Origin of the sequence: Pseudomonas borbori, from assembly GCF_900115555.1 — a bacterium.
Lineage (GTDB): Bacteria > Pseudomonadota > Gammaproteobacteria > Pseudomonadales > Pseudomonadaceae > Aquipseudomonas > Aquipseudomonas borbori.
This window is the reverse complement of sequence record NZ_FOWX01000007.1, coordinates 137,632-160,025: the sequence shown is the minus strand read 5'-3', so window position 1 is coordinate 160,025 and position 22,394 is coordinate 137,632. Positions and strand designations below refer to the sequence as shown.

Genomic DNA, 22,394 nt, shown 5'->3' with positions numbered 1-22,394 from the left:
CTGGCTCCTGCCGCCATTACTCGGCCGCCTGCAGTTCAGTCACGACATAGCGGCTGCCTTGCTGTTCGACCTGGAAGCGCACCTTGTCGCCGGTCTTGATGCCTTCCAGCAGAGCCGCATCGCGCACGCCGAAAACCATGGTCATCGGCGGCATGCCGACGCTGTCGATCGGGCCGTGGCGCAGGGTGATCTTTTGCCCGGCCAGGTCAATCTTGCGCACTTCGCCCTGACTCAGGGGGGCGGCGACCTCCGCACTGGCTTCAGCCGGGGCGGCGGCCTGGGCGGCATATACGGGGAAGGCCAAGGCGCTGCCGAGCAAGGTGGCGATAAGCAGGGTTTTCATAGGGTATCTCCTTCACGTGGTTGGATCCGCGCTACGCGGGTCGAAGAATCTGTCGGGCTGACGGACGGCTCTCTCGCCACAATCGGCATGGCATCCGCCTCGCCCACTACGCTGATCTCGCCGACCATGCCGGCCTGGTAATGACCGACAATCAGGCAGGCGAAGTCGAATTCGCCGGCCTGGTTGAAGGTCCAGATGATCTCGCCGTTTTTGCTCGGCGCGACGTGGGCCATATAGGGTTCGTCATGTTCCATGCCGGGAAACTTGGCCATCAGCGCGGCATGCTTGTCCAGCTCGGGCTTGGTGCCGAGCACGAACTCATGCAGCATCTGGCCGTCGTTGTGATGGACGAAGCGAATGGTCTCGCCGACCTTTACCTGCAGCTTGTCCGGGGTGAAGCGCATCTTGTCGGTCATGCGGATCTCGATGGTGCGGTCGACCTGATCGCGGTCGCCTGCGATGCCCCACTCCTTTTGTTCCTTGACCACTTGCGCAGCGGCGCCATGCGCGTCTGCGGCCATGCCGCCATGGGCCAGCACCGAATTGCCGGCGAACAGGGCGCACAAGCCCAACACCAGGGCGGCAGGTTTTATCTGTTGATCCATTTGTATCTCCTCAGTTTCAATGAAAACAGCGACTTCTTTATGTGTAGGGGCGGTGGGGACGCCGAGTCTTCCGCGAACTGCGTTCGCAGAAAAGCTTCGCGGATAAATCAGAACGCCCCCGGCCGCTCCTGCGGATTTCTGCAAATCAGTGCCCGGCATGACCGCTGGGTTTACGCACCTGTACTTCGACCGTCTCGCTGGGCGGCTGTTGCAATGGCATGGATTGGCCGCCGGCTTCGCCCGAGCGGGCAGGCGTGGCCAATTCGCCGCGCCATTCGTAAGCCACGCTGCCGGCCGGGTGCTTGAACCAGCCCGGATCGCGGTAGTCGCCAGGCTGCTGCTCCTTGCGTACCTTGAGCATGGTGAACATGCCGCCCATCTCCACCGAGCCGAAGGGGCCGTCGCCGGTCATCATCGGTGCGGTGTTGTCCGGCAATGGCATCTGCATTTCCGCCATATCGGCCATGCCGCGTTCGCCCATGACCATGTAATCGGGGATCAGTTTGGCGATCTTGCGCGTCATGTCGCGATGATCGACGCCGACCAGGGTCGGGATATCGTGGCCCATGGAATTCATGGTGTGGTGGCTCTTGTGGCAGTGGAGCGCCCAGTCGCCCTCCTCGTCGGCGAGAAACTCGACCTGGCGCATCTGCCCCACCGCCACATCGGTGGTCACCTCCGGCCAACGCGAGCCCTTGGCCGTCGGCCCGCCGTCGGTGCCGGTGACTTCGAACTCATGGCCGTGCAGGTGAATCGGATGATTGGTCATGGTCAGGTTGCCGACACGGATGCGCACCTTGTCGTCCTTGCGCACCACCAGCGGGTCGATGCCGGGAAAGATGCGGCTGTTGAAGGTCCACAGGTTGAAGTCGAGCATGGTCATGATCTTCGGCGTGGCCGCCCCGGGCTCGATGTCATAGGCGTTGAGCAGGAAGCAGAAATCGCGGTCCACTTCGCTGATCAGCGGATGACTGTCCTTGGGATGGGTGACCCAGAAGCCCATCATGCCCATGGCCATCTGGGTCATTTCGTCGGCATGCGGGTGGTACATGAAGGTGCCGGGGCGCCGCGCGACGAATTCGTAGACGAAGGTCTTGCCTGCCGGAATGGCTGGTTGGGTCAGCCCCGAGACGCCGTCCATGCCATTGGGCAGGCGCTGGCCGTGCCAATGCACGCTGGTGTGCTCGGGCAACTTGTTGGTGACGAAGATGCGCACCCGATCGCCCTCGACCACCTCGATGGTCGGCCCCGGCGACTGACCATTGTAGCCCCACAGATGGGCCTTGTAGCCCGGTGCCAGCTCGCGCACCACCGGTTCGGCGACCAGGTGGAACTCCTTGACCTCGTTGTTCATACGCCACGGCAGGGTCCAGCCGTTGAGGGTGACTACCGGGTTGTAGGGCCGCCCGTTTTGCGGTTGCAGCGGCGGCATGGTGTCGGCCTTGGTCTGGATCACCGCTTCCGGCAGCCCGGCCAGGGACACCCGGCTGACCGCCGAGGTGGCGACCGCCGCGGTGATCGCGCCGGCGCCGAGGAAAAAATCACGTCGAGAAACCATTTTCAGTAATCCTTGATCAGTGCCCGGCGGGCTCATCGGCGGCGGCGCTCATGGCGGCGCCCGCGCTGGTGGAGAGGTTCGCTGCACCGAGCATGCTCATGTCCAGGTCGGCCTTGGCGATCCAGAAGTCGCGCTGGGCCTGCAGGTAACCGTCGACCGCGAGAATCTGTTTACGCGCATCGGCCAGCAGCTCGAAGGTGCTGATGAACATGCCGTTGTAGCGCAGGATGTTCTCCTCGGCGATGCGCTGCCGCAGCGGCAACACCTCGTCGCGGTAATGGCGGGCGATGTCGTAGCCCGAGCGATAGCCCAGATAGGCCTCGCGCACCTGCGAGCGGGCATTGATCGCGGTCTCGGCCGCACGGTTGAGCATTTGCCGGTATTGCGCTTCGGCCTTGGCCACCCGCGCGCCGCTCCAGTCGAACAATGGCAACTCGACGCTGATCTCATAGCCGCGCTGGGTCGGCTCCTCATTGGACTTGTTGCTGATCGCACCCAACTCGAGCACGTTGATAAAGCGCGTGGTCTTGCTCAGCCCCAGGTTGCGCGCCAGACGCTCGGCATCCAGGCGCATGGCCTGGATATCCAGGCGCTGGGCCATGGCTTGGTGCTCGACATCCGGCAGTTGCTCGACCTGGGCCGGCAACTCGGGCAGGCGCTCGGGCAGGCGGTAGGCGATCTGCTCGCCCCACAGGCCCAGCAGCCGGGTCAACTGCTCGCGGCTCTGCACCCGCGCCTGCTCGGCGCGGATCAGGGCCAAGCCGGTCTCGGCATAGAAGCTCTGCTCCTGGGCCTGTTGCAGCTTGCTGTAGTTGCCCACCGCCGCCAGCCGTCGGGCCAGCTCGGCGCCGATTTCAGCCGAGTCCATCACCTGGCGCATGAAGCCCAGGCTCTCCTCGGCCGCCACCGCGCGGTACCAGGCCTTGCGCGTCTGGCTGGCCAGTTCGAACACCGCCAGGCTGGTCTGCCGCTGCACCTGCTCGAAGCGCTTGGCCTCGATGCCGGAGGTCATCGGCATGGCGATCAGCCGCGCCAGATTGACGTGCAGGCCACGCTCGTACTCCACCTCGCTGCCCTTTTCCAGGCGGCCGAAGGAGAACCCCGGATTGGGGATGCGTCCGGCCTGGACCCGCTCGGCCTCGCTGATACCCAACTGATCGAAGCTAGCCTGCAACCCCCGGTTGTTGAGCAGGGCAACCTGCACCGCAGCATCCGCCGACAGCGGCTGGGCCAGCAACTCGGTGACCCGCTCGGCCACGACTGTCCGCTCTTCGGGGGTCTTGCTCCAGCTCAATTGCTTGTCCAGCTGCTGCTCGGCGGCCTGTTCGACCACGGCAAAACCGCCATCCCGGGAAAAACTGGCGCAGCCGGCCAGCAGCAGTAACCCGGCGCACAGCCCCAGCTGACGCACCCGTATAAATCCGTTCATACGCATCCTCAGTGATCGCCATTCTGGCTGGGTGGACTGGGCTCGCTCGGCGCATCCGCAGCAGCCGGCTGTTCCCAGGGCTCCTGCGCATAGGTGCGCCAGCCGCCGATGCGACCGACCAGATCATTGGCCTCGCGCCAATCCTGCGGCGGTTCGTCGGCCAGCCCCTGATAGGTGCTCAGCGGTGATTGATAGTTCAGGGCCGGCGTGGCGGCCTCGGCATCCAGCGGGTTGGCCAACTCGGCCCAGACGCCCGCGGGCACAGCCAGCAAGGCCAGGCACACAAGCCTCGGCCGAACGGCAAATAGAAAACGCATAATCGGATGTTCTCGCAGAGAACGGCACGCCTGCAGATGACAGGCAAAGACCGTGAATGAGCTAAATGCGCCGCTCGGGACTGCAGGCGCGGTTTGGCTTAGGCGAGAAGAAAACGAGGAGGACGTTCGGGAGTGTCGGCAACGAAGCCGAGCAAACGCTGCGGGCGGGCCAGAGACGGCTCGACTGCTTGCAGCGGTGGATTACCGACCACCACGCTGTTCAACGCAACCGCACCGACGCAGAAGGCACACAGGCTGCACATGCGGTTGTCGCTCGGTTGCGTGGTGCCAGCGGCGCCAGGGTCGGAGGCAACAGCTCCGTGGTGAGCCATGGCCACAGCCCCTGGATGATGCGCGGCCGTCTGTTGGTTTTCCTGACTGACCGCCCCAGCCTGATTGACCACTGCGCACAACTGCATGCCGATCGCCGCCATGCTCTGCGCCGGGAGGGCGAGCATCAGCATCCAGATCAAGGCAATTCGCAGCGGTTTGCGCATAGTGTTCGAGAGGGCCGGCAGAGAAGTCGAGACCTGCGGATTATCCACCGATTCGGCGGCTTGTCCATAATTGCAAATAGCCCATGGTCTGCAGCAGCGCGTGGCACTGGATCTGCAAACACCTTGGCAGGGCTGCAGATCCGCTGCCGAACGGGTCCAGCGAATGGCGCGACAACCCACATCCAGGGGAACCGATGAGTATTGAACTGCCTTGCGGCCTGAGCCAGCATCAAGCCGCCGCCCGCCTCAGTGCCGAAGGTCCCAACGAGCTGGGCACCGATCAGCGCCGCAGCCTGTTCAGCATCGCCGTTAGCGTGCTGCGCGAGCCGATGTTCCTGCTGTTGCTGGGTGCCGGGGCGATTTACCTGAGCATGGGCGACCCGCGTGAGGCGTTGATCCTGCTCGGTTTCGTGCTGATCATTATCGCCATCACGGTGCTCCAGGAGCGCCATACCGAGCGCGCCCTGGAGTCTCTGCGCGACCTTTCAAGCCCCAGAGCGCTGGTTATCCGCGACGGCAAGCCTACGCGCATCGCCGGGCGCGACGTGGTGTGCGAGGACATACTGATGCTCGCCGAGGGTGATCGCGTACCCGCCGACGGCCTGCTCCTGCAGGCGCATGAACTGGCGGTGGATGAATCGATGCTCACCGGCGAATCCGCGGCGGTGGCCAAATTTGCCGATGGCAGCGAGGTTTACGCCGGCACCCTGGTAGTTCGCGGACAAGGTTTGATGCGGGTCAGCGCCACCGGAAAAGCCACCCAGATCGGTCATATCGGCCAGTCATTGCAGGACATCTCCCTGCAGTCGGCCCCGCTGCAGGCAGAGATCGCGCGCCTGACCAAGCGCCTGGCGTTGATCGGGGCCGGCTTGTGCGTGCTGCTGACGCTGCTCTATCAACTGTTGCGCGGTGGCTGGCTGGAGGCGTTATTGGCCGGGATCACCCTGGCCATGGGCATCCTGCCGCAGGAACTGCCGGTGATCATGATCGTCTTTCTGGCGCTCGGCGCGCGCCGAATCGCCCACCATCAGGTCCTCACGCGGCGCCTGAGCAGCATCGAAACCCTGGGACAAACCAGCGTGCTGTGCGTGGACAAAACCGGCACGCTGACGCACAACCGCATGCAGGTGGCGGCCCTGTACGTCGCCGGCGAGGTGCTCGAGGTCAATACGTTGACCACCGACGAGCTTCCGGAGGAGTTCCACGAGCTGCTCGAATACGCGGTGCTGGCCAGCGAAATCGAACCGCACGACCCGATGGAACAAGCCTTTCACCGCTTCGCCCATGACTACCTGGCCAACACCGAACACCTGCACCCGGATTGGCTGCTGGTGCGCGAATACGAACTGTCACCGGCACAATTGGCGATGTCGCACCTGTGGCAGGAACATGCCGCCGAACCGGCATTCGTCGCCACCAAGGGCGCGCCCGAGGCGATTGTCGACCTCTGCCACCTGTCGCCAAGCGAATGCCAGCAGGTGCTACAACAGGCCGAACGGCTAGCCGAACGCGGCCTGCGGGTACTCGGTGTGGCCAAGGCGCGCCATCCACCCGGCCTGCAATGGCCAGCCATTCAGCACGACTTTGCCTTGCAGTTCATCGGCCTGCTCGGGCTGGCCGACCCGCTGCGCGACGACGTGCCTGCCGCCATCGCCGAGTGTCAGCGTGCCGGTATCCGCTTGGTGATGATCACCGGCGATCATCCGCGCACGGCCCGGGCGATTGCCGCCGCAGCCGGTATCGCCAGCACGCGGGTGTGCAGCGGCAGCCAACTGACCGCGATGGATGCCAGCCAACTGACCGACTGCCTGCGCTCGACCAGCGTGTTTGCCCGGGTCAGCCCGCAGCAAAAGCTGGCACTGGTGGAAAGCCTCAAGGCCAGTGGTGAGGTGGTGGCAATGACCGGCGACGGGGTCAACGATGCGCCAGCGCTGAAGGCCGCCCATATCGGCATCGCCATGGGCAAGCGCGGCACCGATGTGGCGCGTGAAGCGGCCGCGCTGGTGCTGCTCGACGACGATTTCAGCGCCATAGTCGCGGCCATCCGGCGCGGCCGGAAGATCTTTGCCAACCTGCGCCAGGCACTGATCTACACCATCGCCGTGCACATGCCGATCATCGGCTTGAGCCTGCTGCCCGTCCTGCTGGGGCTGCCCCTGCTGCTGGCGCCGATTCATATCGCCTTTCTCGAACTGCTGATCAACCCGGCCTGCTCGATCGTGTTCGAGGCCGAAAACGGCCGTGGCGATCCGATGCGCCAGCCGCCACGCGCGCTGAACGAACCCCTGGTGAGCATGCGCCACATCGCGCTGGGCATGCTCCAGGGACTCGGCGTCAGCATAGTGGTGGTGATCCTGTATCGCAGCGGACTGGCCAATGGCCTGGCGCAGGACGTGGCCCGTGGCCTGGCCTTCATCACTCTGGTGGTGGCCAATACCGGGCTGATTCTCGCCAATCGCTCACCCGAACACGGTTGGAGATCGATGCTACTGGGGCTATCCCGGGTAGGCCTGTGGGTGCTCGGCTGCACCCTGGCCATGTTGCTGATGGTTACCGCCATCACGCCGATTGCTCGAGTTTTTGCTTTTCAGCCCGCCTCTATCGAGCAATGGCTAGTGGCTTTCGCCTGCGGCGCCGCGCTGCTGATGTTCTTTGAAATGGTCAAGGTCGGCATGCAGCAGCGGCTGCAGCGCTGACGATTTCAGCGGAGGCTGGCCGGGTTGTGCGATTTGCCCAGTGCGAGCAGCAGCAACATGCTCAAGGCACCCAGCATGGCCAGCCCGGAATCTTTCTGGGCATCCCATTCGTCGCCCTGGGTGCCGAGGAAGGCCGAGCCCAGTTCCGGACTGACCAGCAAGGCCGCGAGCATCTCCACCTGTTCGTAGAATGCGCTCATGGCCATCACCACCGCGAGGCTGAGGATCGCCAGCCACCTGCCGCTGAGCCCGGCCGATCGTTGCAGCAACTCGCGCAGCGGGTAGACCAGCAGCAAGCCAAAAGAGAAATGCACCAGACGGTCGTAGTGGTTGCGGCCCAGCGCAAAGGCTTCCTGAAACCAGTAGCCCAGAGGTGTTTCCGAGTAGGTGTAATGGGAGCCGTACAGGTGCATGCCCAGGAACAGGGCGAACAGCCAATAGGCCGTCAGGGAGAAGGCAAAGCGCCGATAGGTCGCCAGCAACAGGCCCGCGAAAAAGAACACCAGCAGGTTTTCCAGCAACCAGTCCTCACGGCTCAGGGGGTTGATCGCGGCCCATAGCCAGGCCAGCAGGAGTATGCCCGCGATCAGTGCCAACTGGCGTTTGCGGCTGGGGGTTTCGATCATGGATAGCGTCACTCCGGACGGCTGCCGCCAAGGTGGTGGTGTCAAAGCAGCCGAGTATTCGACCTGCTTGCAACTCTAGCAGCCCGGCGAGGCATGCCAGGGGCATCGAGCAGAGCGAGACGCCTGGTTAACCCGGCATGCCCACATGCCTGGGGTGACTGGCCACCCGATCGAGCCAGCTACGGACGGCCGGATAGGGGTCGAGGTCGAAGCCGCCCTCGTCCGCCACATGGGTGTAGGCGTACAGCGCGATATCGGCGATCGAGTAGTGCTCGCCGACCAGGTAGGGCGTGCGCTGCAACTGTTGCTCCATCACTTTGAGCGCCTTGTAGCCGCGCACATGGCACTCCTCGTACTCCTTACGGCGCGTCTCGGGCAAGCCCTGATAGAGCTGGATGAACCGCGCCACCGCGATATAGGGCTCGTGGCTGTATTGCTCGAAGAACTGCCACTGCAGCACCTGGGTGCGCAAACGCGGCTCGCTGGGCAGAAAGTCCGTGCCGTCGGCGAGAAAGTTGAGAATCGCATTGGACTCCCACAGGCAGGTGCCGTCTTCCAGTTCCAGCACCGGGATCTTGCCGTTGGGGTTCTTGGTCAGAAAGGCCTCGCTCCGGGTCTCGCCCCTGAGGATGTCCACCGGCACCCATTCATGGGCCGCGCCGAGCAGGTGCAGCATCAGCTTGACCTTGTAGCAGTTGCCCGAACGGGTATCGCCGTAGACCTTGTACATCGCCCTGCGCTCCTCTGCTTTTCTCTCGTGTGTGCTGCTGGATCAGGCTGCCTGGGCGGCCTGGGCCTGGCGGATCACCTCGGCCAGGCGCTTGAGACCTTCGTTCAGGCGCTCCGGCGCGACGTGGCTGAAGTTAAGCCGCAAATGCCCCGGATGCTGATCCGGATCGATGAAAAACGGCTCTCCCGGCATGAAGGCGACGTTCTGCGCCAAGGCCGGCGCCAGCAGGGTGCGGGTGTCCAGCGGCTGCTTGAGGGTCAGCCAGAAAAACAGCCCACCCTGGGGAGTCTGCCAATCGGCCAGATCGCTGAAGTGCTCCTGCAACACCGCCTGCATGGCGTCGCGGCGGATGCGGTAGAAATCGCGCAACTCGGCCAGGTGCTCGCGGTAGTGGCGGGTGCCCAACCATTGCAGGGCCTGCCATTGGCCGATGCGATTGGTGTGCAGATCTGCCGACTGCTTGAGGCGCAGCAGGTAGGGGAACAGATCCGGGCTCGCGATCAGATAGCCGACGCGCAGCCCCGGTAGCAGGGTTTTCGACACCGTGCCGGTATAGATCCAACTGGCCTTGTGCAGGCGGCTGACGATTGGCGTGGCGCTGCCTTCGTCGAATACCAGGTCGCGGTAGGGTTCGTCCTCGATCAGGGTCACGCCGAACTCGTCGAGCAAGGCCGCCACTGCGTCGCGCTTGGCCTCGCTGTAGCGCACCGCCGAGGGATTCTGGAAGGTCGGGATCAGGTACGCGAACGCCGGCTTGTGCTGCTCCAGGCGCTGGCGCAGGGCGTCGATCTGCGGGCCGTCGGCCTCCTGCGGCACGGCGATGCAAGCGGCGCCGAACAGCTGGAAGGCCTGCAGCGCGGCCAGGTAGGTCGGCGCCTCGAGCAGCACTTCGGTGCCCGGATCGATGAACAGCTTGCTGGCCAGGTCCAGGGTCTGCTGCGAACCGCTGACGATCAGCACCTGGCTGGCCTCGCAGGGTACGCCGAGGGCACGGGCTTCTTCGGCGATGGCCTCGCGCAATGCCGGCTCGCCTTCGCTCATGCCGTACTGGCCCATGCTGGTCGGCATATCCGCCCACTCGACCTTGGGCAGCATCGGCTCGGCCGGCAAGCCACCGGCGAAGGACATCACTTCCGGGCGCTGCGCCGCGGCGAGGATTTCACGGATCAGGGAGCTTTTCAGGCGGGCAACACGTTCGGAGAAGGCCATGCAGGTCACCGGTGGCAAAGGCAGAGAAAAATAAGTCAAACTGTTTGACCGAAACTACGACGAGCCAGGCAGATACGTCAATATGCTTGACCTTAAAAACCCAACCACTCAGCAGGCCGCCATGGAAGCCTTCTTCTTCGGCTACCAGGCATTCACCGCCAAGGCCGACGAAATGCTCGCGCGCCGCGGCCTGTCGCGGGTGCATCACCGCATCCTGTTTTTTATCGGCAAGTACCCGGGCCTGAGCATGAAACAACTGCTCGGCTACCTGGGCGTGAGCAAACAGGCGTTGAATACCCCGTTGCGCCAGTTGCTGGAAATGCACCTGGTACAGAGCCTGACCGCCGAAGACGACAAACGTAAGCGCCTGCTCGGTTTCACCGCAGAGGGCGCCAAGCTGGAACTGGCCCTGCGTCGCGAGCAGGCCAAACTGCTGCAGCGCGCCTTCACCGAAGCCGGCGAGACTGCGGTCGATGGCTGGCTGCAGGTCAACCTGGCGCTGGGTCACAGCCTGCCGGGGACGCTATCGAGCGAACAAGACTGACCGCCGGCAGGATGGTTAGCGTCACGCCGGCAACCTAGTGTTGCGACACGAATGACTTGTCGCTTTCAGTGGTCCGTGGGAGGGGCTTCAGCCGCAATGCTTTCAGCGCCTTCAAGGTCAATCGCGGCTAAAGTCCCTCCCACAGAAAGCGACACCAGGTAGTTTTTCAACGGCGTGGCAACTGTACCGCTTATTGCCACACACGCCGCAACTGTATCGCCCATTGCCTGCCCCGCTGTACCGCGACACCCTGCCCCAGCGCCCTTAGGCTGGCAAGCACTGACCCCGAGTGCCGCCGCCATGACCACCGAACTGCTGATCGCCTTTATCGCCTTTGCCTTCGTCACTTCGGTGACGCCGGGGCCGAACAACATGATGCTGCTCGCCAGCGGGGTGAACTTCGGCCTGCGCCGCAGCCTGCCGCACATGCTGGGCATCAGCCTGGGCTTCATGGTCCTGGTGATGGCGGTAGGTTTGGGCCTTGGCCAGGTGTTCGAGCAGGTTCCCCAGCTCTACACCCTGCTGCGCTACCTGGGCGCGACTTATCTGCTCTACCTGGCCTGGAAAATCGCCAACGCCGGTGCGCCCGACAACACAGTCGGCGAGCGCAGCAAGCCGTTCAGTTTCCTCCAGGCCGCGGCGTTTCAATGGGTCAACCCCAAGGCCTGGGTGATGGCCATCGGAGCGATCACCACCTACACGCCGCAGGACAATTTCGTGGTCAATGTCCTGCTGATCGCCGCGCTGTTCGCCCTGGTCAACTGCCCCAGCGTCGGCCTCTGGACCATGGCCGGCAGCCTGCTGCGCAACTGGCTGGGCAATCCACGGGTGTTACGCGGCTTCAACATCGCCATGGCACTACTCTTGGTCGTCTCGCTATACCCGATTCTTGCCGATGTGAATGGAGTCCTGTAAGTGCCCGAAGCAATCCAGACACGCTTGCGCCCGTTGGCCGACACCTCGACCTCGGCGGTGGTCGCCGGTTTTATCGCGATGCTCACCGGTTACACCAGTTCGCTGGTGCTGATGTTCCAGGCCGGCCAGGCCGCGGGGCTGAGCAGCGGGCAGATTTCCTCATGGATCTGGGCGCTGTCGATCGGCATGGCGATCTGCTGCATCGGCCTGTCGCTGCGCTACCGCGCGCCGATCATGATCGCCTGGTCGACCCCGGGCGCGGCGCTGCTGATCACCAGCCTGCCGGGGGTGCCCTACGGCGAGGCGATTGGCGCCTATATCTTCGCCTCGGCACTGATCGTACTGATCGGCCTGACCGGCAGCTTCGACCACATCATGCGGCGTATTCCCGGCTCCATCACCGCCGCCTTGCTGGCCGGGGTGCTGTTCAAGATAGGGCTGGAAATCTGCGTGGCCGCCGAGCAGCAACCGCTGCTGGTGGTGGCCATGCTGCTCGCCTACCTGCTGGGCAAACGCCTGCTGCCGCGCTATGCGGTACTCGCCGCGCTGATCGTCGGGACGCTGCTGGCCGGCATCTCCGGCCTGCTGGATTTCCAGCGTTTCCAGCTGCAACTGGCCACGCCGGAATGGACCACGCCGAGCTTCTCCTTCGCCGCGGCGATCAGTATCGGCATTCCGCTGTTTATCGTCGCCATGGCCTCACAGAACCTGCCGGGCATGGCGGTGCTGCGCGCCAACGGCTACAAGGTGCCCGCCTCGCCACTGCTCACCAGCACTGGCCTGGCCTCGATGCTGCTGGCCCCCTTCGGCAGCCACGGCATCCACATGGCGGCGATCAGTGCGGCGATCTGCGCCGGACCGGAAGCCCATGAAGACCCGAAAAAACGCTATACCGCGGCCATCTGGTGCGGCCTGTTCTACGGCATCGCCGGGATCTTCGGCGCCACCCTCGCCGCGCTGTTCACCGCTTTGCCCAAGGCGCTGATCCTGTCGATCGCCGCCCTGGCGCTGTTCGCCTCGATCATCGGCGGCCTGACCCAGGCCATGAGCGAACCCAAGGAGCGCGAGGCCGCGCTGATCACCTTCCTGGTCACCGCCTCAGGCATGACCCTGTTCTCGGTCGGGTCGGCGTTCTGGGGGATAGTGGCGGGACTGCTGACTCTGGCGATTCTGAACTGGGGCAAGGATTGATCGGGATCTCGGCCGCGCCCTGTTGGGCGCGTACGGCACTTGTGGGAGGGCACCTCTCAGCCTTGGCCGCCATTGAACCCGGACCTGAGTGGGCGCCTTTGTTCGTGCAGCGAGCCAACCGCGATCAGATCGCCGTGGCCCCGCCATCTACCGCCAGAGCGTGGCCGGTGGTGAAGGCGGCGCCGTCGCAGCACAGGTAGAGCACCGCGCTGGCGATTTCCTCGACCTTGCCGATGCGCCCGACCGGGTGCATGGCGGCGGCGAACTCGGCCTTCTTCGGATCGGCCTCGTGGGCGCGGCGGAACATGTCGGTGTCGATCACCGCCGGGCACACCGCGTTGACGCGGATTTTCTTCTTCGCGTACTCCACCGCCGCCGACTTGGTCAGACCGATGACCGCGTGCTTGGAGGCGCTGTAAATGCTCATCTTCGGCGCCGCGCCGAGGCCGGCGACCGAGGCGGTGTTGACGATGGCGCCGCCGCCCTGGGCCAGCAGCAGCGGGATCTGGTGCTTCATGCACAGCCACACGCCCTTGACGTTGACGCCGATGAGGGCGTCGAACTCGGCCTCGCTACCCTCGGCCAGCTTGCCCTTCTCGATCTCGATGCCGGCGTTGTTGAAGGCGTAGTCCAGGCGGCCGTAGGTGGCGACCGTGGCGTCCATCAAGGCCTTGACCTCGGCATCGCGGGTCACGTCGCAGCGCACGAAAATCGCTTCGCCGCCCGCCGCACTGATCAGCTCGACGGTGCCTTCGCCACCCGCCACGTCGACATCGGAAACCACTACTTTGAGGCCCTCATTGGCGAAAGCCAGGGCCGTCGCACGACCGATACCGGCAGCGCCACCGGTGACCAGGGCAACCTGGCCGGAAAAACTCAAACTCATCTGCGTGTCCTCACAAGGCGTGAAAGTCTGCGCCGAGTCTAGCCAGAGCCGAGCCTGGCACTGCAGCACTATCAGGCCAGCGGTTATGGCTCCATGCACGGTAGTGATTTAGCCCCCGGCGCCGCTATCAGCCGAATGGATAAAGGCCTATTCGGCCGCAGGACAAACCTTGCCCATAGATCCATCAGGGGCTATCACAAGTCTTTCCGTTCAATGAGTACCGATCATGACCGCCCTGCTCAACCGTCAATTCCTCCTCGCCCAACGCCCTGTCGGCTTGCCCAGCCGCGACACCTTCAGCTACGTGGAAAGCCCGGTCGGCGAACCCGGCCCCGGGCAGATCCTGGTGAAGAACCTCTATCTGTCCCTCGACCCGGCCATGCGCGGCTGGATGAACGATGCCAGGTCCTATATCGCGCCGGTCGGCATCGGCGAAGTGATGCGCGCCCTCGGCGTCGGCCAGGTGATCGCCTCGCAGCACCCGGATTTCGCCGTCGGCGACCATCTCAACGGCGCCCTCGGCGTGCAGGACTACTTCCTCGGCGAGCCCAAGGGCTTCTACAAGGTCGACCCCAAGCGCGCGCCGCTGCCGCTGTACCTCTCGGCCCTGGGCATGACCGGGATGACCGCCTACTTCGCCCTGCTCGATGTAGGCGCGCCCAAGGCCGGCGAAACCGTGGTGATTTCCGGCGCCGCCGGTGCGGTCGGCAGCGTGGCCGGGCAGATTGCCAAGCTCAAGGGCTGCCGCGTGGTCGGCATCGCCGGCGGCGCAGACAAGTGCAAGTTGCTGATCGACGAACTGGGCTTCGACGGCGCCATCGACTACAAGAGCGAAGACGTGATCGCCGGTCTGAAGCGCGAATGTCCGAAGGGCGTGGACGTGTATTTCGACAACGTCGGCGGCGACATCCTCGATGCCGTGCTCACCCGCCTGGCCTTCAGGGCACGGGTGATCATCTGCGGTGCGATCAGCCAGTACAACAACAAGGAAGCGGTCAAGGGCCCGGCCAATTACCTGAACCTGCTGGTCAACAGCGCGCGCATGGAAGGCATGGTGGTGATGACCTACGCCCCGCGCTTCGCCGAGGCGGCCCAGGAAATGGGCGGCTGGCTGGCCAGTGGCAAGCTGAAATCCAAGGAAGACATCGTCGGTGGCCTTGCGACCTTCCCGGAAACCCTGCTCAAGCTGTTCAGCGGCGAGAACTTCGGCAAGCTGGTGCTCAAGGTCGAGTGAGTCGACGGAGCGGGACGCGTTGAGCGCCTGGCGGGGTGCACGCTCAGGATCACCGCGACCCGCAGCCTTTTGGGTAAGCGCCGCTGCAATCCGGGGACATGCCCCGGATTGCAGCTGTTCGGCTTATGCAGGCTGGGACGAGAGCAGCAAGGTCAGCAGCACGCCCAGCCCCATCGCCAGAGGCCAGCCGAGCAAAAGCCCGCGCCACAACCGCGGGGCATGGCGCAGCTCCATGAAACCGTCGGTGATCAACCAGGCCTTGCCCAGGGCCGCCAATAGCACGCTGGCCACCAGCACCAGGGTCGCTCCGCTATTACCCAGTTGCACACTGGCCACGGACAGCACCGCCAGGCCCAGCCAGCACAAAATCAGGGTTCTCGAAGCGGACATGCCAACCTCCTCGGTCAATTCAGGACATAGACCAGCGGGAACAGCAGCACCCACACCAGATCGACCATATGCCAATAGAGCACGCCGGACTCCAGCGCACTGCAGTTCGTCGGGCCATAGACACGACGCCGACAACGCTCGGCCAGCCAGCCAAGAATCAGCATGCCGAGCAGTACGTGGAGAAAGTGAAAGCCGGTGAGAATCCAGTACAAGGTGAAGAAGGTGTTGTGCTCCATGCCCAGCCCCAGGCTGGACAAGTGCGCGTACTCGCCAAGTTTCAAACCGACATAGACGCTGGCGCTAAGCAAAGCCGCCAGCAACAGCCAGGCTGCGCGCCGCGCCCGTGCCTGGCGCACCTGTTCCTGCGCCAGGGCGGCAAATAGGCCGGAGGTGAGCAGGCTCAGGGTCAGCGCCAGGCCGGTGGAGCTGTCGAGCAGTTGGCGACTGTCATGGAACAGCTGCGGCTGCAGGGCCTGGGTCACCGCGAACGCGAGAATCAGCAGGGCGAAAACCGTCAGCTCGGCGAGAATGAAAAACCACATCGCCAGATCGCCCGGCAAATGCCGTGCCGGGCTCGCGCCGGGACGCAGCGCCAGCTCAAGTGAAGTGGACATCGACCACATCCATCAGCGCCGCAACCGTTTGCGGATCGTCCGACAGCGGCTCGGCCAGGCAGGCCAGACAAGCTTCGCGCGGGCTCATTCCGGCACCGATCATGCGTGCGGTGAAAATCAGCAAGCGGGTCGAAGCCACCTCCTCCAGGTCATGTTGCTCCAAACGGCGCAACGCCTGTCCCAACTTGACCACCTGCGCCGCCAGGCCGATATCGACCCGCGCTTCGTTGGCGACTATGCGCTCTTCCTCAGCCACCGGCGGGTAGTCGAAACGCAGGGCGACGAAACGCTGACGGGTGCTCGGTTTCATCCCCTTGAGCAGATTCTGGTAGCCGGGGTTATAGGACACCACCAGCATGAATCCGGGCGGCGCACGCAGCACCTCGCCCGTGCGTTCCAGGTACAACTCGCGGCGGTCATCGGCAAGCGGATGCAGCACCACCGCGGTGTCCTGACGCGCCTCGACCACTTCGTCCAGGTAACAGATACCGCCTTCACGCACCGCGCGGGTCAAGGGACCGTCCTGCCACCAGGTGCCCTGCGCGCCAATCAGGTGGCGACCGACCAGGTCGGCGGCCGACAGGTCGTCATGACAGGCCACGGTATACAGCGGCAAGCGCAGACGGTGCGCCATGTACTGCACGAAGCGAGTCTTGCCGCAGCCGGTCGGGCCTTTGATCAACACCGGCATGCCGTGCTGCCAGGCCTTCTCGAACAGCACCTCTTCGTTACCCAGGGTTTGGTAGAAGGGCGTGGCATGCACGGCTGTGGCTTCGTTTGGATTCACGGGCGCATTCACAAAGAGTACCTCACCGGGGTGATTGATCATGCCCACACGCTACCCGCGACAAGACAACAGGCTCAAGTGTTCTGGCGCCTGGACTTGATTACCGTCAAGCATGCCGGCGATGAGCTGGAAGGAGTTTTCAGGGCGCCTGCGACAGTTGGCCGCAGCCAGTTCCAGGATCGCCCCTGTGCGGCCGCGGTTGGCGACGATAAGCTGCATTGCGTCGTTACGCTGCGCAAGCATTCTGGGTAGTCGCATTAGTTGATTGGAATCAAGCGATTAAAACTGTCCCCAAGCTATGCTTCGCCCCGTTTGAGCAAACTGGCGTCACGCCAATGCTTGCAGCCATGAGCCGATTTGGGCCAAAGTTGGCTCCACAACGCTTTACCATCACGGGCCAGGTACAACGCTTACCCAGCCAAATCGATGCAGGTTGCATATCGCCTGCGTCACTCGCCTTGAGGAAATACTATGAAGAAGTTTCTGACTCCGCTGTTGACCCTGGGTGTAGCCCTGAGCATGCAATCCGCACTGGCGGCCGACCCCGCAGCCGCTGAGGCGCTGTTCAAGAGCAAGCCCTGCGCCGCCTGCCACAACCTCGACATGAAAATGGTTGGCCCAGCGCTGAAGGAAGTAGCCGCCAAGTATGCCGGGACCGAAGGTGCCGTCGACCTGCTGGCAGGTCGCATCAAGAACGGTACCGTCGGTGCCTGGGGGCCGATGCCGATGCCGGCCAACCCCGTCACCGACGAAGAAGCCAAAATCCTTGCCGAATGGGTACTTAGCCTCAAGTAACCGCCAAAGGACGTCATGTCGCCAAGCCCGGTGTTTTCTGCAATCGGTGCCATGATGTCCTTGTCCCCTCGCTAACGACGCCGAAAAGCAAAGCATCCCGCCATCTCGCTGGCTGCCCGCCGGGCTGCTCCTTGAAATCAATCGCCGCAATGGACATTGATCTCGACCTTCCCGATCGCGCGCGTAGCGACGCTTCATCGGCTACCCCAGACATGGCGGTCGCAGCCACAGTTCGCATCGGTCCATAGCTGCCGCATTAGCGCAAATGGTTCTCCCCCCTGGGACTTAACGAGCCGTTGAACACCTAGCTGCGTGGCTGACCACTCGACAATCGCCATTTGAACACGGGCAGTGCATTTATCCAGCCCTTTCCGCTTAACCCACAACCAGAACTGGTAATATCACGCCTTATCTGAGCGGCGCTTTCAGCCGCGCATTTTAGAGAGACAACCCGTGGAACTGTTCAAAGAGTTTATTTTCGAAGCTGCCCACCGCCTTCCCCATGTGCCCGAAGGGCATAAATGTGGGCGCCTGCATGGCCATTCTTTCCGCGTTGCCGTCTATATTGAAGGCGAAGTCGACCCCTACACTGGCTGGATTCGCGACTTCTCCGAGATCAAAGCGATCTTCAAACCACTCTACGAACAGCTCGATCATAACTACCTGAACGAAATACCTGGTTTGGAAAATCCGACCAGCGAAGTCATCGCCAAGTGGATCTGGCAGCAACTCAAGCCACTCCTTCCTGAACTGTCCCGTATCCGCATTCACGAAACCTGCACCAGCGGCTGCGAATACCGCGGGAATTGATCTTATTGCAGAGGCTCTTGCGAAGTATCAGCGAAAATTGTGCGGATAGATTCCGCCAGCTTCGCGCTGGTTAATCGACGGTGAGCGCCAGCACCGCGAACATCATCTGAGTCATCACCTTGGCGTGACCACCCGCCTTGACGCGGGAGATGCCGAACCCATCCTTGAAACGCCGGGCCTGGTGCGGAGCGAATTCAAATTTGCTGCCGCGGCACATGGCCCAAACTCTCGCTGTGGCGCGGATGAACGGGCGGCAATAGGCGGCGTAGCAGTGGCTGAGACGCCGCGGTCAGGGTAGCCAGCGGGATCGCGACCTGGGAGTCGGGTCGGTTGGGTGGCGGGCGGGTGGTCGCTATGCCGAGCAGATCAGCCGGCTCAGGCTGATGACCACCACCTCGCCCTCGGTACCGGCCCAAGCCGCCCAGGCCGACTGCCTGCAGCACGGCGGCTACGACCGCCACCTGCGCAAGCTGCGCCACGCCCTGGAAACCCAGCAGGCCTTGATGCTCGCCTCCGCCGCCCGGCATTTCCCCGCCAGCATCCGGGTGACCCGCCCCGGCGGCGGCTATTTTCTCTGGTTCGAGTTCCCCGGCAGGTCGCTTCGCTGCAGCTGGCCCTGGCCCAGGGCATCAGCCTGGCCCCGGGGCCGATCTTCTCGGCCACCCGACGCTTCGGCCACTGTGCGCGCCTGAACTATGGCCACCCCGGGAGCGCCCAGAGCGAACAGGCGATGGCCGTGCTCGGGTGCATCATCGACTCGTTCTGATCCGCAGTCAGCGGCTTTGGCCTAGGCCGATTTCCCTCAGGGTTGTTGCCGAAGCGTCCGCCATCCGCAACGGCAGTTTTACTGCTAGCGTTTAGACGTAGATTGAGCAGCATCGATCAGCATGGAAGTCGCAGGTTCAGCGAACACGTTGTTTTCTCGAGCATCACTTGGAAAAGGGTCTGGCCTATGAATAAAAGCCAGAGGGTTCGACCTCACAAGGCACTCGCGCATTCCGGCACAGAGCGTAGCGCTCAGCATTCCCCCGAGTGGCCGGTACTGGTGCTGGCGCTGTGCGGCATGCTGCTGACCGGCTATCTGACCTATGTCGCCCTGCGCGGTGGCACACCCGCATTCTGCTCGGAAGAGTCGGCCTGCGATCTGATTCAGCACAGTCGCTGGTCGCGCCTGCTGGGGCTGCCATTGGCGCTGTGGGGCTTCGTCCTTTATGGGCTATTGGCGGGTAACGCCTGGCGTCTGCCGGCCAGGCTGGTGCGTTGGCGGCGACTCTGGCTGCTGGCCTGGTTCGGGTTGGCCGTCAGCCTGTACATGACCCTGGTCGCCTGGCTCAGGCTTGAAGCCTTCTGCGCCTGGTGCTTGTTGTCGCTGGCACTGCTGGCGGCAATCTTCATTCGAGTGAGTCTGAAACGGCCCAAATCGGCACCCGGTACCGAGTGGCGGCACTGGCTGACCTATTGCACCGTGGCAACCGTGATCACCCTGGGCGGGCTGCAGTTGTATTACAGCGATCTACTGGCCCCGCGCGAAGCCCCACAGTTGCAGGCGCTGGCCACCCATCTGCAGCGTAGCGGCGCCACGTTCTATGGCACCTTCTGGTGCCCGACCTGTCAGGAACAGAAACGCCTGTTCGGCACCTCGGCCGAGCGCCTGCCCTATGTCGAGTGCACACCGGACGGACGCCGCGGACTGATCGCACGGGTCTGCATCGAAGCAAAAATCAACCGTTACCCGACCTGGATAATCCGCGGGCAGCATTATCCGCAACTACTCAACATTGCAGAACTGGCGCGCCTTTCAAGGTTCAAGTGGCAGGAAACATCGGCGCCTTGAGTGCGGATATCACACCGGTGCTCAGGCAATGCGCACCGGCCGAACACAGGCGCGGGCAGCGCTAACCGGAGACGCTGCGACAGCTCAAGCCCGCAGGTTTCCACCACCCCGCCCATGTTTACGCAACGGCTTGTCACCAGCCGAGTCTGGATCAGACTGGCCTGATCACCAGGATGCTGCTGGGAATCTGGTACAGGGTCTGCTCGGTGGTACTGCCCAGGACTTTTTCCAGCCCCTTGCGGTCCAGCGTGCCCATGACCACTGCATCCATGTGCTCGCGCGTGGCAAAGTCGCTGATGACCCTGATCGGAGAGCCCTGGACAACGTGGCGACGCTGCGGCGGCACAGCATGTTGCTCGGCGAACTGATCGAAGGTCGTGTGCATCAAACTGGTCAACTCTTCGAGAAACTCAGGCGTCCAACTGACCGGGGCCGCGGCATAGGCCAGGTAGGCAGGCGATTGCTCATAGACGTGCAATAGATGCAGCTCGGCATTGCATTGCAGGGCTAATTCACTGGCAGCGGCGAGAATACGTTCGTTCATGTCGCTGACCCGGTTTTCCGCTTGGGACAGATCGACTGCCGCGACAATTCTGCGTGGCAGCGGGTGCTCGGCGGCACTGACAAAATGCAGGGGCACCGGGCATTCGCGCAGTAACCGCCAGTCCAGCGGGGTGATGAAGGCACGCTGCAAGATCGGCTCATGGCGGGTGTCCTTGATGATCAGGTCCGCCTGGGCGTGGTGTATATGCCGGAGAATTTCCTCGATAGGTGTATCGGTCCAAACGGCTTCGCTCGTCACCGCAATACCCTTGGCGCTGAGGCGGTCGACTTCAGCCTTGAGGTGCGCCTGCTGCTGCCTGAGGAAATCCTCACGCACCTGCGCTTCGGTGCTCTTGTCCAGCAACCACAAGGTGGCAAACGGCCCGCTGATCGCCGCGATGTGCAAGGAGCCACCGCACGCTTCCACCAGCGCCACCGCCCGTTGCAGGGCGGGGGACTGGCGCATGCCCGGGTCGGCTATCAGCAGCAGTCGTTGATACTGACTCATGGGAACCTCCAGAAGCTCCGGTTGCCACCGCCCTGCCCGATTGACACCTGTCCTGTCTCTGGTGCGCGAATATCCATGTCGGACGATGCAAATAAACATGCCTCAGCCTGCGCGGCCTGATCGCCTGTGACGTTGATCTATATCAAACCGATCCGGTTGCGCTGCGCCGTCACGGCTGCCTACGCCTGGGGTGGGTCGAACTTTTGCGCTTCGGCCGAGGCGTCGCGCCCTGTGCGCTGGCCAGAGCTATAGTCCAGACACCCCTGCCCCACCGGCCAGACAGGCCCAGGCGGTGTTGCGCCGCGTCAGGAGATCGCCATGTCGCATGACACAATTCTCAGCAATGACCACATCAGCTTCGAAACAGCGGCGCAGCACGCCACTGCACGAGTCCCGGTGTTTACCCCGAACTGCAGGGTCGATATGGCGCGCCTGGAAATGCTCGGCCAGCGTTACGAGTGCGCAAGCCACGTCATGGTCTGCGAAGATCGGCTCTTTCTCGGGCTGGTGAGGATCGAGGACCTGCTCAGTGCACCCGCGGACATCACCCTGGCTGAGCTGATGGACTCTCAGGCGCCCATAGTCGCGCCGGGGGTGGATCAGGAAATCGCCGCCTGGCGTGCCGTAAACCACGAGGAGTCGGCCTTGTCCGTGGTCGATGCGCAAGGCTGCCTGGTCGGGGTGATTCCACCCCACCGCCTGCTGGCGGTTCTGCTCTCGGAACATGAGGAGGATCTGTCGCGTCTCGGGGGCTTTACCAAGGGCGCCGAGGCCGCGCGCAGCAGCAGTGAGGAACCGGTGCGCCGGCGCTTTCGTCATCGCATCCCATGGTTATTGGTGGGGCTGGCCGGGGCGCTGCTGGCGGCGGACTTCGTCGGGCAGTTCGAGGCGCAATTGCAGAGCAAGATCATTCTGGCCTTCTTCATCCCGGGAATTGTCTATCTCGCCGATGCGGTCGGTACCCAGACTGAAACCGTGGTCGTACGCGGTCTTTCAGTCGGGGTCGGGATGCGCCAGATGCTTGGCCGAGAACTGCTGGTGGGCCTGGCGATCGGCTTGGCGCTGGCCCTGGTCGCCGGGCCGTTGGTGTGGTGGCGCTGGGGCAGCCCTGAAATTGCCTTGTGCGTGGGACTCTCGGTGTTCGTCAGTTGCGCCACGGCAACCCTGACAGCCATGGCCTTGCCCTGGTTGTTGAACAGCTTTTCCCTCGACCCGGCATTCGGCAGTGGGCCCTTGGCTACGGTGATCCAGGATCTGTTCTCGGTGCTGATCTACTTCACTATCGCCAGCGCACTGTTCTGACCAGGCGCGGCGGAAACCTTGATCCACATCA

The 22,394-nt window shown here is 63.5% G+C and carries 24 protein-coding genes and 1 pseudogene; 10 read left to right on the top strand and 15 right to left on the bottom strand.

The window, feature by feature from the left end:
- Positions 1-16 precede the first annotated feature (16 nt).
- From BM315_RS07425 to BM315_RS07400, 6 genes are all read right to left on the bottom strand, one after another.
- Complete coding sequence (locus BM315_RS07425; protein WP_090499389.1) at positions 17-343, bottom strand: copper-binding protein; 327 nt, start codon at positions 341-343, stop codon at positions 17-19.
- Complete coding sequence (locus tag BM315_RS07420) at positions 340-948, bottom strand: cupredoxin domain-containing protein (RefSeq protein WP_244527267.1); 609 nt, start codon at positions 946-948, stop codon at positions 340-342. Before BM315_RS07420 ends, BM315_RS07425 begins: the two co-directional genes overlap by 4 nt.
- Positions 949-1,093: 145 nt before the next feature.
- Positions 1,094-2,506: a copper oxidase gene (locus BM315_RS07415; RefSeq protein WP_090499386.1), complete on the bottom strand. Its 1,413-nt coding sequence runs from the start codon at positions 2,504-2,506 to the stop codon at positions 1,094-1,096.
- A gap of 16 nt (positions 2,507-2,522) precedes the next feature.
- Positions 2,523-3,935 (bottom strand): TolC family protein, encoded by a 1,413-nt coding sequence (locus BM315_RS07410; protein WP_212632940.1) that lies wholly within the window; start codon positions 3,933-3,935, stop codon positions 2,523-2,525.
- Positions 3,936-3,943: 8 nt separating this feature from the next.
- Positions 3,944-4,252 (bottom strand): hypothetical protein, encoded by a 309-nt coding sequence (locus BM315_RS07405; protein WP_090499382.1) that lies wholly within the window; start codon positions 4,250-4,252, stop codon positions 3,944-3,946.
- 98 nt (positions 4,253-4,350) lie between these two features.
- On the bottom strand, positions 4,351-4,797 hold the full coding sequence (locus tag BM315_RS07400; RefSeq protein WP_244527266.1) for a hypothetical protein: 447 nt from the start codon (positions 4,795-4,797) through the stop codon (positions 4,351-4,353).
- 146 nt (positions 4,798-4,943) lie between these two features.
- Here BM315_RS07400 and BM315_RS07395 point away from each other — a divergent pair, with 146 nt between their 5' ends.
- Positions 4,944-7,445, top strand: a complete 2,502-nt coding sequence (locus tag BM315_RS07395) for a cation-translocating P-type ATPase (protein ID WP_090499378.1) — start codon at positions 4,944-4,946, stop codon at positions 7,443-7,445.
- Between the two features lie 5 nt (positions 7,446-7,450).
- Here the strand turns inward: BM315_RS07395 and BM315_RS07390 are convergent, their stop codons facing one another.
- The 3 genes from BM315_RS07390 to BM315_RS07380 form a co-directional block, all read right to left on the bottom strand.
- Positions 7,451-8,071, bottom strand: coding sequence for a DUF2238 domain-containing protein (locus BM315_RS07390; protein WP_090499376.1), 621 nt, complete (start codon positions 8,069-8,071; stop codon positions 7,451-7,453).
- Positions 8,072-8,198: 127 nt separating this feature from the next.
- Entirely contained in the window at positions 8,199-8,801 is a 603-nt protein-coding gene (locus tag BM315_RS07385) for a glutathione S-transferase family protein (RefSeq protein WP_090499374.1), read from the bottom strand.
- 42 nt (positions 8,802-8,843) lie between these two features.
- Positions 8,844-10,010 (bottom strand): aminotransferase-like domain-containing protein, encoded by a 1,167-nt coding sequence (locus tag BM315_RS07380; RefSeq protein ID WP_090499372.1) that lies wholly within the window; start codon positions 10,008-10,010, stop codon positions 8,844-8,846.
- Between the two features lie 82 nt (positions 10,011-10,092).
- Here BM315_RS07380 and BM315_RS07375 point away from each other — a divergent pair, with 82 nt between their 5' ends.
- The 3 genes from BM315_RS07375 to BM315_RS07365 all read left to right on the top strand — a co-directional run bounded on the left by BM315_RS07375 (position 10,093) and on the right by BM315_RS07365 (position 12,660).
- Positions 10,093-10,554 (top strand): MarR family winged helix-turn-helix transcriptional regulator, encoded by a 462-nt coding sequence (locus tag BM315_RS07375; RefSeq protein ID WP_090499370.1) that lies wholly within the window; start codon positions 10,093-10,095, stop codon positions 10,552-10,554.
- A gap of 300 nt (positions 10,555-10,854) precedes the next feature.
- Positions 10,855-11,469, top strand: a complete 615-nt coding sequence (locus BM315_RS07370) for a LysE family translocator (protein WP_090499368.1) — start codon at positions 10,855-10,857, stop codon at positions 11,467-11,469.
- On the top strand, positions 11,470-12,660 hold the full coding sequence (locus BM315_RS07365) for a benzoate/H(+) symporter BenE family transporter (RefSeq protein ID WP_090499366.1): 1,191 nt from the start codon (positions 11,470-11,472) through the stop codon (positions 12,658-12,660).
- 124 nt (positions 12,661-12,784) lie between these two features.
- On the opposite strand, the gene BM315_RS07360 is transcribed toward BM315_RS07365, so the two are convergent.
- Entirely contained in the window at positions 12,785-13,546 is a 762-nt protein-coding gene (locus BM315_RS07360; RefSeq protein ID WP_090499364.1) for an SDR family oxidoreductase, read from the bottom strand.
- A 226-nt stretch (positions 13,547-13,772) separates the two neighbouring features.
- Here BM315_RS07360 and BM315_RS07355 point away from each other — a divergent pair, with 226 nt between their 5' ends.
- A complete protein-coding gene (locus tag BM315_RS07355) occupies positions 13,773-14,780 on the top strand; it encodes an NADP-dependent oxidoreductase (RefSeq protein ID WP_090499362.1) in 1,008 nt (335 codons plus the stop codon).
- 123 nt (positions 14,781-14,903) lie between these two features.
- Here BM315_RS07355 and BM315_RS07350 read toward each other — a convergent pair whose 3' ends face one another.
- From BM315_RS07350 to BM315_RS07340, 3 genes are read right to left on the bottom strand one after another with little or no spacing between them, the layout of a single operon-like run.
- Entirely contained in the window at positions 14,904-15,170 is a 267-nt protein-coding gene (locus tag BM315_RS07350) for a cytochrome C oxidase subunit IV family protein (RefSeq protein WP_090499360.1), read from the bottom strand.
- A 14-nt stretch (positions 15,171-15,184) separates the two neighbouring features.
- Complete coding sequence (locus BM315_RS07345) at positions 15,185-15,784, bottom strand: cytochrome c oxidase subunit 3 (protein WP_090499358.1); 600 nt, start codon at positions 15,782-15,784, stop codon at positions 15,185-15,187.
- Positions 15,768-16,613 carry a CbbQ/NirQ/NorQ/GpvN family protein gene (locus BM315_RS07340; protein WP_425287770.1) on the bottom strand — a complete coding sequence of 282 codons (846 nt, stop codon included), beginning with the start codon at positions 16,611-16,613 and terminating at the stop codon, positions 15,768-15,770. Before BM315_RS07340 ends, BM315_RS07345 begins: the two co-directional genes overlap by 17 nt.
- A gap of 429 nt (positions 16,614-17,042) precedes the next feature.
- Here BM315_RS07340 and BM315_RS07330 point away from each other — a divergent pair, with 429 nt between their 5' ends.
- The gene (locus BM315_RS07330) at positions 17,043-17,366 is read left to right on the top strand and encodes a c-type cytochrome (RefSeq protein WP_090499354.1); all 324 of its coding nucleotides are present in this window, start codon (positions 17,043-17,045) and stop codon (positions 17,364-17,366) included.
- Between the two features lie 453 nt (positions 17,367-17,819).
- Positions 17,820-18,176 (top strand): 6-carboxytetrahydropterin synthase QueD, encoded by a 357-nt coding sequence (gene queD, locus BM315_RS07325; protein ID WP_090499352.1) that lies wholly within the window; start codon positions 17,820-17,822, stop codon positions 18,174-18,176.
- Between the two features lie 70 nt (positions 18,177-18,246).
- Here the strand turns inward: queD and BM315_RS24635 are convergent, their stop codons facing one another.
- Positions 18,247-18,393, bottom strand: coding sequence for a hypothetical protein (locus tag BM315_RS24635; protein ID WP_170862173.1), 147 nt, complete (start codon positions 18,391-18,393; stop codon positions 18,247-18,249).
- A gap of 112 nt (positions 18,394-18,505) precedes the next feature.
- On the opposite strand from BM315_RS24635, the pseudogene BM315_RS07320 reads away from it, so the two are divergent.
- Positions 18,506-18,942, top strand: a pseudogene (locus tag BM315_RS07320) (PLP-dependent aminotransferase family protein); the annotation flags it as partial.
- A 186-nt stretch (positions 18,943-19,128) separates the two neighbouring features.
- Positions 19,129-20,010 (top strand): vitamin K epoxide reductase family protein, encoded by an 882-nt coding sequence (locus BM315_RS07315; protein ID WP_212632939.1) that lies wholly within the window; start codon positions 19,129-19,131, stop codon positions 20,008-20,010.
- A gap of 151 nt (positions 20,011-20,161) precedes the next feature.
- Here the strand turns inward: BM315_RS07315 and BM315_RS07310 are convergent, their stop codons facing one another.
- Positions 20,162-21,061: a universal stress protein gene (locus BM315_RS07310; protein WP_170862172.1), complete on the bottom strand. Its 900-nt coding sequence runs from the start codon at positions 21,059-21,061 to the stop codon at positions 20,162-20,164.
- 318 nt (positions 21,062-21,379) lie between these two features.
- On the opposite strand from BM315_RS07310, the gene BM315_RS07305 reads away from it, so the two are divergent.
- On the top strand, positions 21,380-22,363 hold the full coding sequence (locus BM315_RS07305; RefSeq protein ID WP_090499347.1) for a magnesium transporter: 984 nt from the start codon (positions 21,380-21,382) through the stop codon (positions 22,361-22,363).
- Positions 22,364-22,394 lie beyond the last annotated feature (31 nt).

Excerpts from the sequence above, each read along its gene's own strand:
- BM315_RS07425 (WP_090499389.1), bottom strand. The coding sequence starts at position 343 with ATGAAAACCCTGCTTATCGCCACCTTGCTCGGCAGCGCCTTGGCCTTC.
- BM315_RS07420 (WP_244527267.1), bottom strand. The coding sequence starts at position 948 with ATGGATCAACAGATAAAACCTGCCGCCCTGGTGTTGGGCTTGTGCGCC.
- BM315_RS07415 (WP_090499386.1), bottom strand. The coding sequence starts at position 2,506 with ATGGTTTCTCGACGTGATTTTTTCCTCGGCGCCGGCGCGATCACCGCG.
- BM315_RS07410 (WP_212632940.1), bottom strand. The coding sequence starts at position 3,935 with ATGAACGGATTTATACGGGTGCGTCAGCTGGGGCTGTGCGCCGGGTTA.
- BM315_RS07405 (WP_090499382.1), bottom strand. The coding sequence starts at position 4,252 with ATGCGTTTTCTATTTGCCGTTCGGCCGAGGCTTGTGTGCCTGGCCTTG.
- BM315_RS07395 (WP_090499378.1), top strand. The coding sequence starts at position 4,944 with ATGAGTATTGAACTGCCTTGCGGCCTGAGCCAGCATCAAGCCGCCGCC.
- BM315_RS07390 (WP_090499376.1), bottom strand. The coding sequence starts at position 8,071 with ATGATCGAAACCCCCAGCCGCAAACGCCAGTTGGCACTGATCGCGGGC.
- BM315_RS07385 (WP_090499374.1), bottom strand. The coding sequence starts at position 8,801 with ATGTACAAGGTCTACGGCGATACCCGTTCGGGCAACTGCTACAAGGTC.
- BM315_RS07380 (WP_090499372.1), bottom strand. The coding sequence starts at position 10,010 with ATGGCCTTCTCCGAACGTGTTGCCCGCCTGAAAAGCTCCCTGATCCGT.
- BM315_RS07375 (WP_090499370.1), top strand. The coding sequence starts at position 10,093 with ATGCTTGACCTTAAAAACCCAACCACTCAGCAGGCCGCCATGGAAGCC.
- BM315_RS07370 (WP_090499368.1), top strand. The coding sequence starts at position 10,855 with ATGACCACCGAACTGCTGATCGCCTTTATCGCCTTTGCCTTCGTCACT.
- BM315_RS07360 (WP_090499364.1), bottom strand. The coding sequence starts at position 13,546 with ATGAGTTTGAGTTTTTCCGGCCAGGTTGCCCTGGTCACCGGTGGCGCT.
- BM315_RS07355 (WP_090499362.1), top strand. The coding sequence starts at position 13,773 with ATGACCGCCCTGCTCAACCGTCAATTCCTCCTCGCCCAACGCCCTGTC.
- BM315_RS07350 (WP_090499360.1), bottom strand. The coding sequence starts at position 15,170 with ATGTCCGCTTCGAGAACCCTGATTTTGTGCTGGCTGGGCCTGGCGGTG.
- BM315_RS07345 (WP_090499358.1), bottom strand. The coding sequence starts at position 15,784 with ATGTCCACTTCACTTGAGCTGGCGCTGCGTCCCGGCGCGAGCCCGGCA.
- BM315_RS07340 (WP_425287770.1), bottom strand. The coding sequence starts at position 16,613 with ATGATCAATCACCCCGGTGAGGTACTCTTTGTGAATGCGCCCGTGAAT.
- BM315_RS07330 (WP_090499354.1), top strand. The coding sequence starts at position 17,043 with ATGAAGAAGTTTCTGACTCCGCTGTTGACCCTGGGTGTAGCCCTGAGC.
- BM315_RS24635 (WP_170862173.1), bottom strand. The coding sequence starts at position 18,393 with ATGTGCCGCGGCAGCAAATTTGAATTCGCTCCGCACCAGGCCCGGCGT.
- BM315_RS07315 (WP_212632939.1), top strand. The coding sequence starts at position 19,129 with ATGAATAAAAGCCAGAGGGTTCGACCTCACAAGGCACTCGCGCATTCC.
- BM315_RS07310 (WP_170862172.1), bottom strand. The coding sequence starts at position 21,061 with ATGAGTCAGTATCAACGACTGCTGCTGATAGCCGACCCGGGCATGCGC.
- BM315_RS07305 (WP_090499347.1), top strand. The coding sequence starts at position 21,380 with ATGTCGCATGACACAATTCTCAGCAATGACCACATCAGCTTCGAAACA.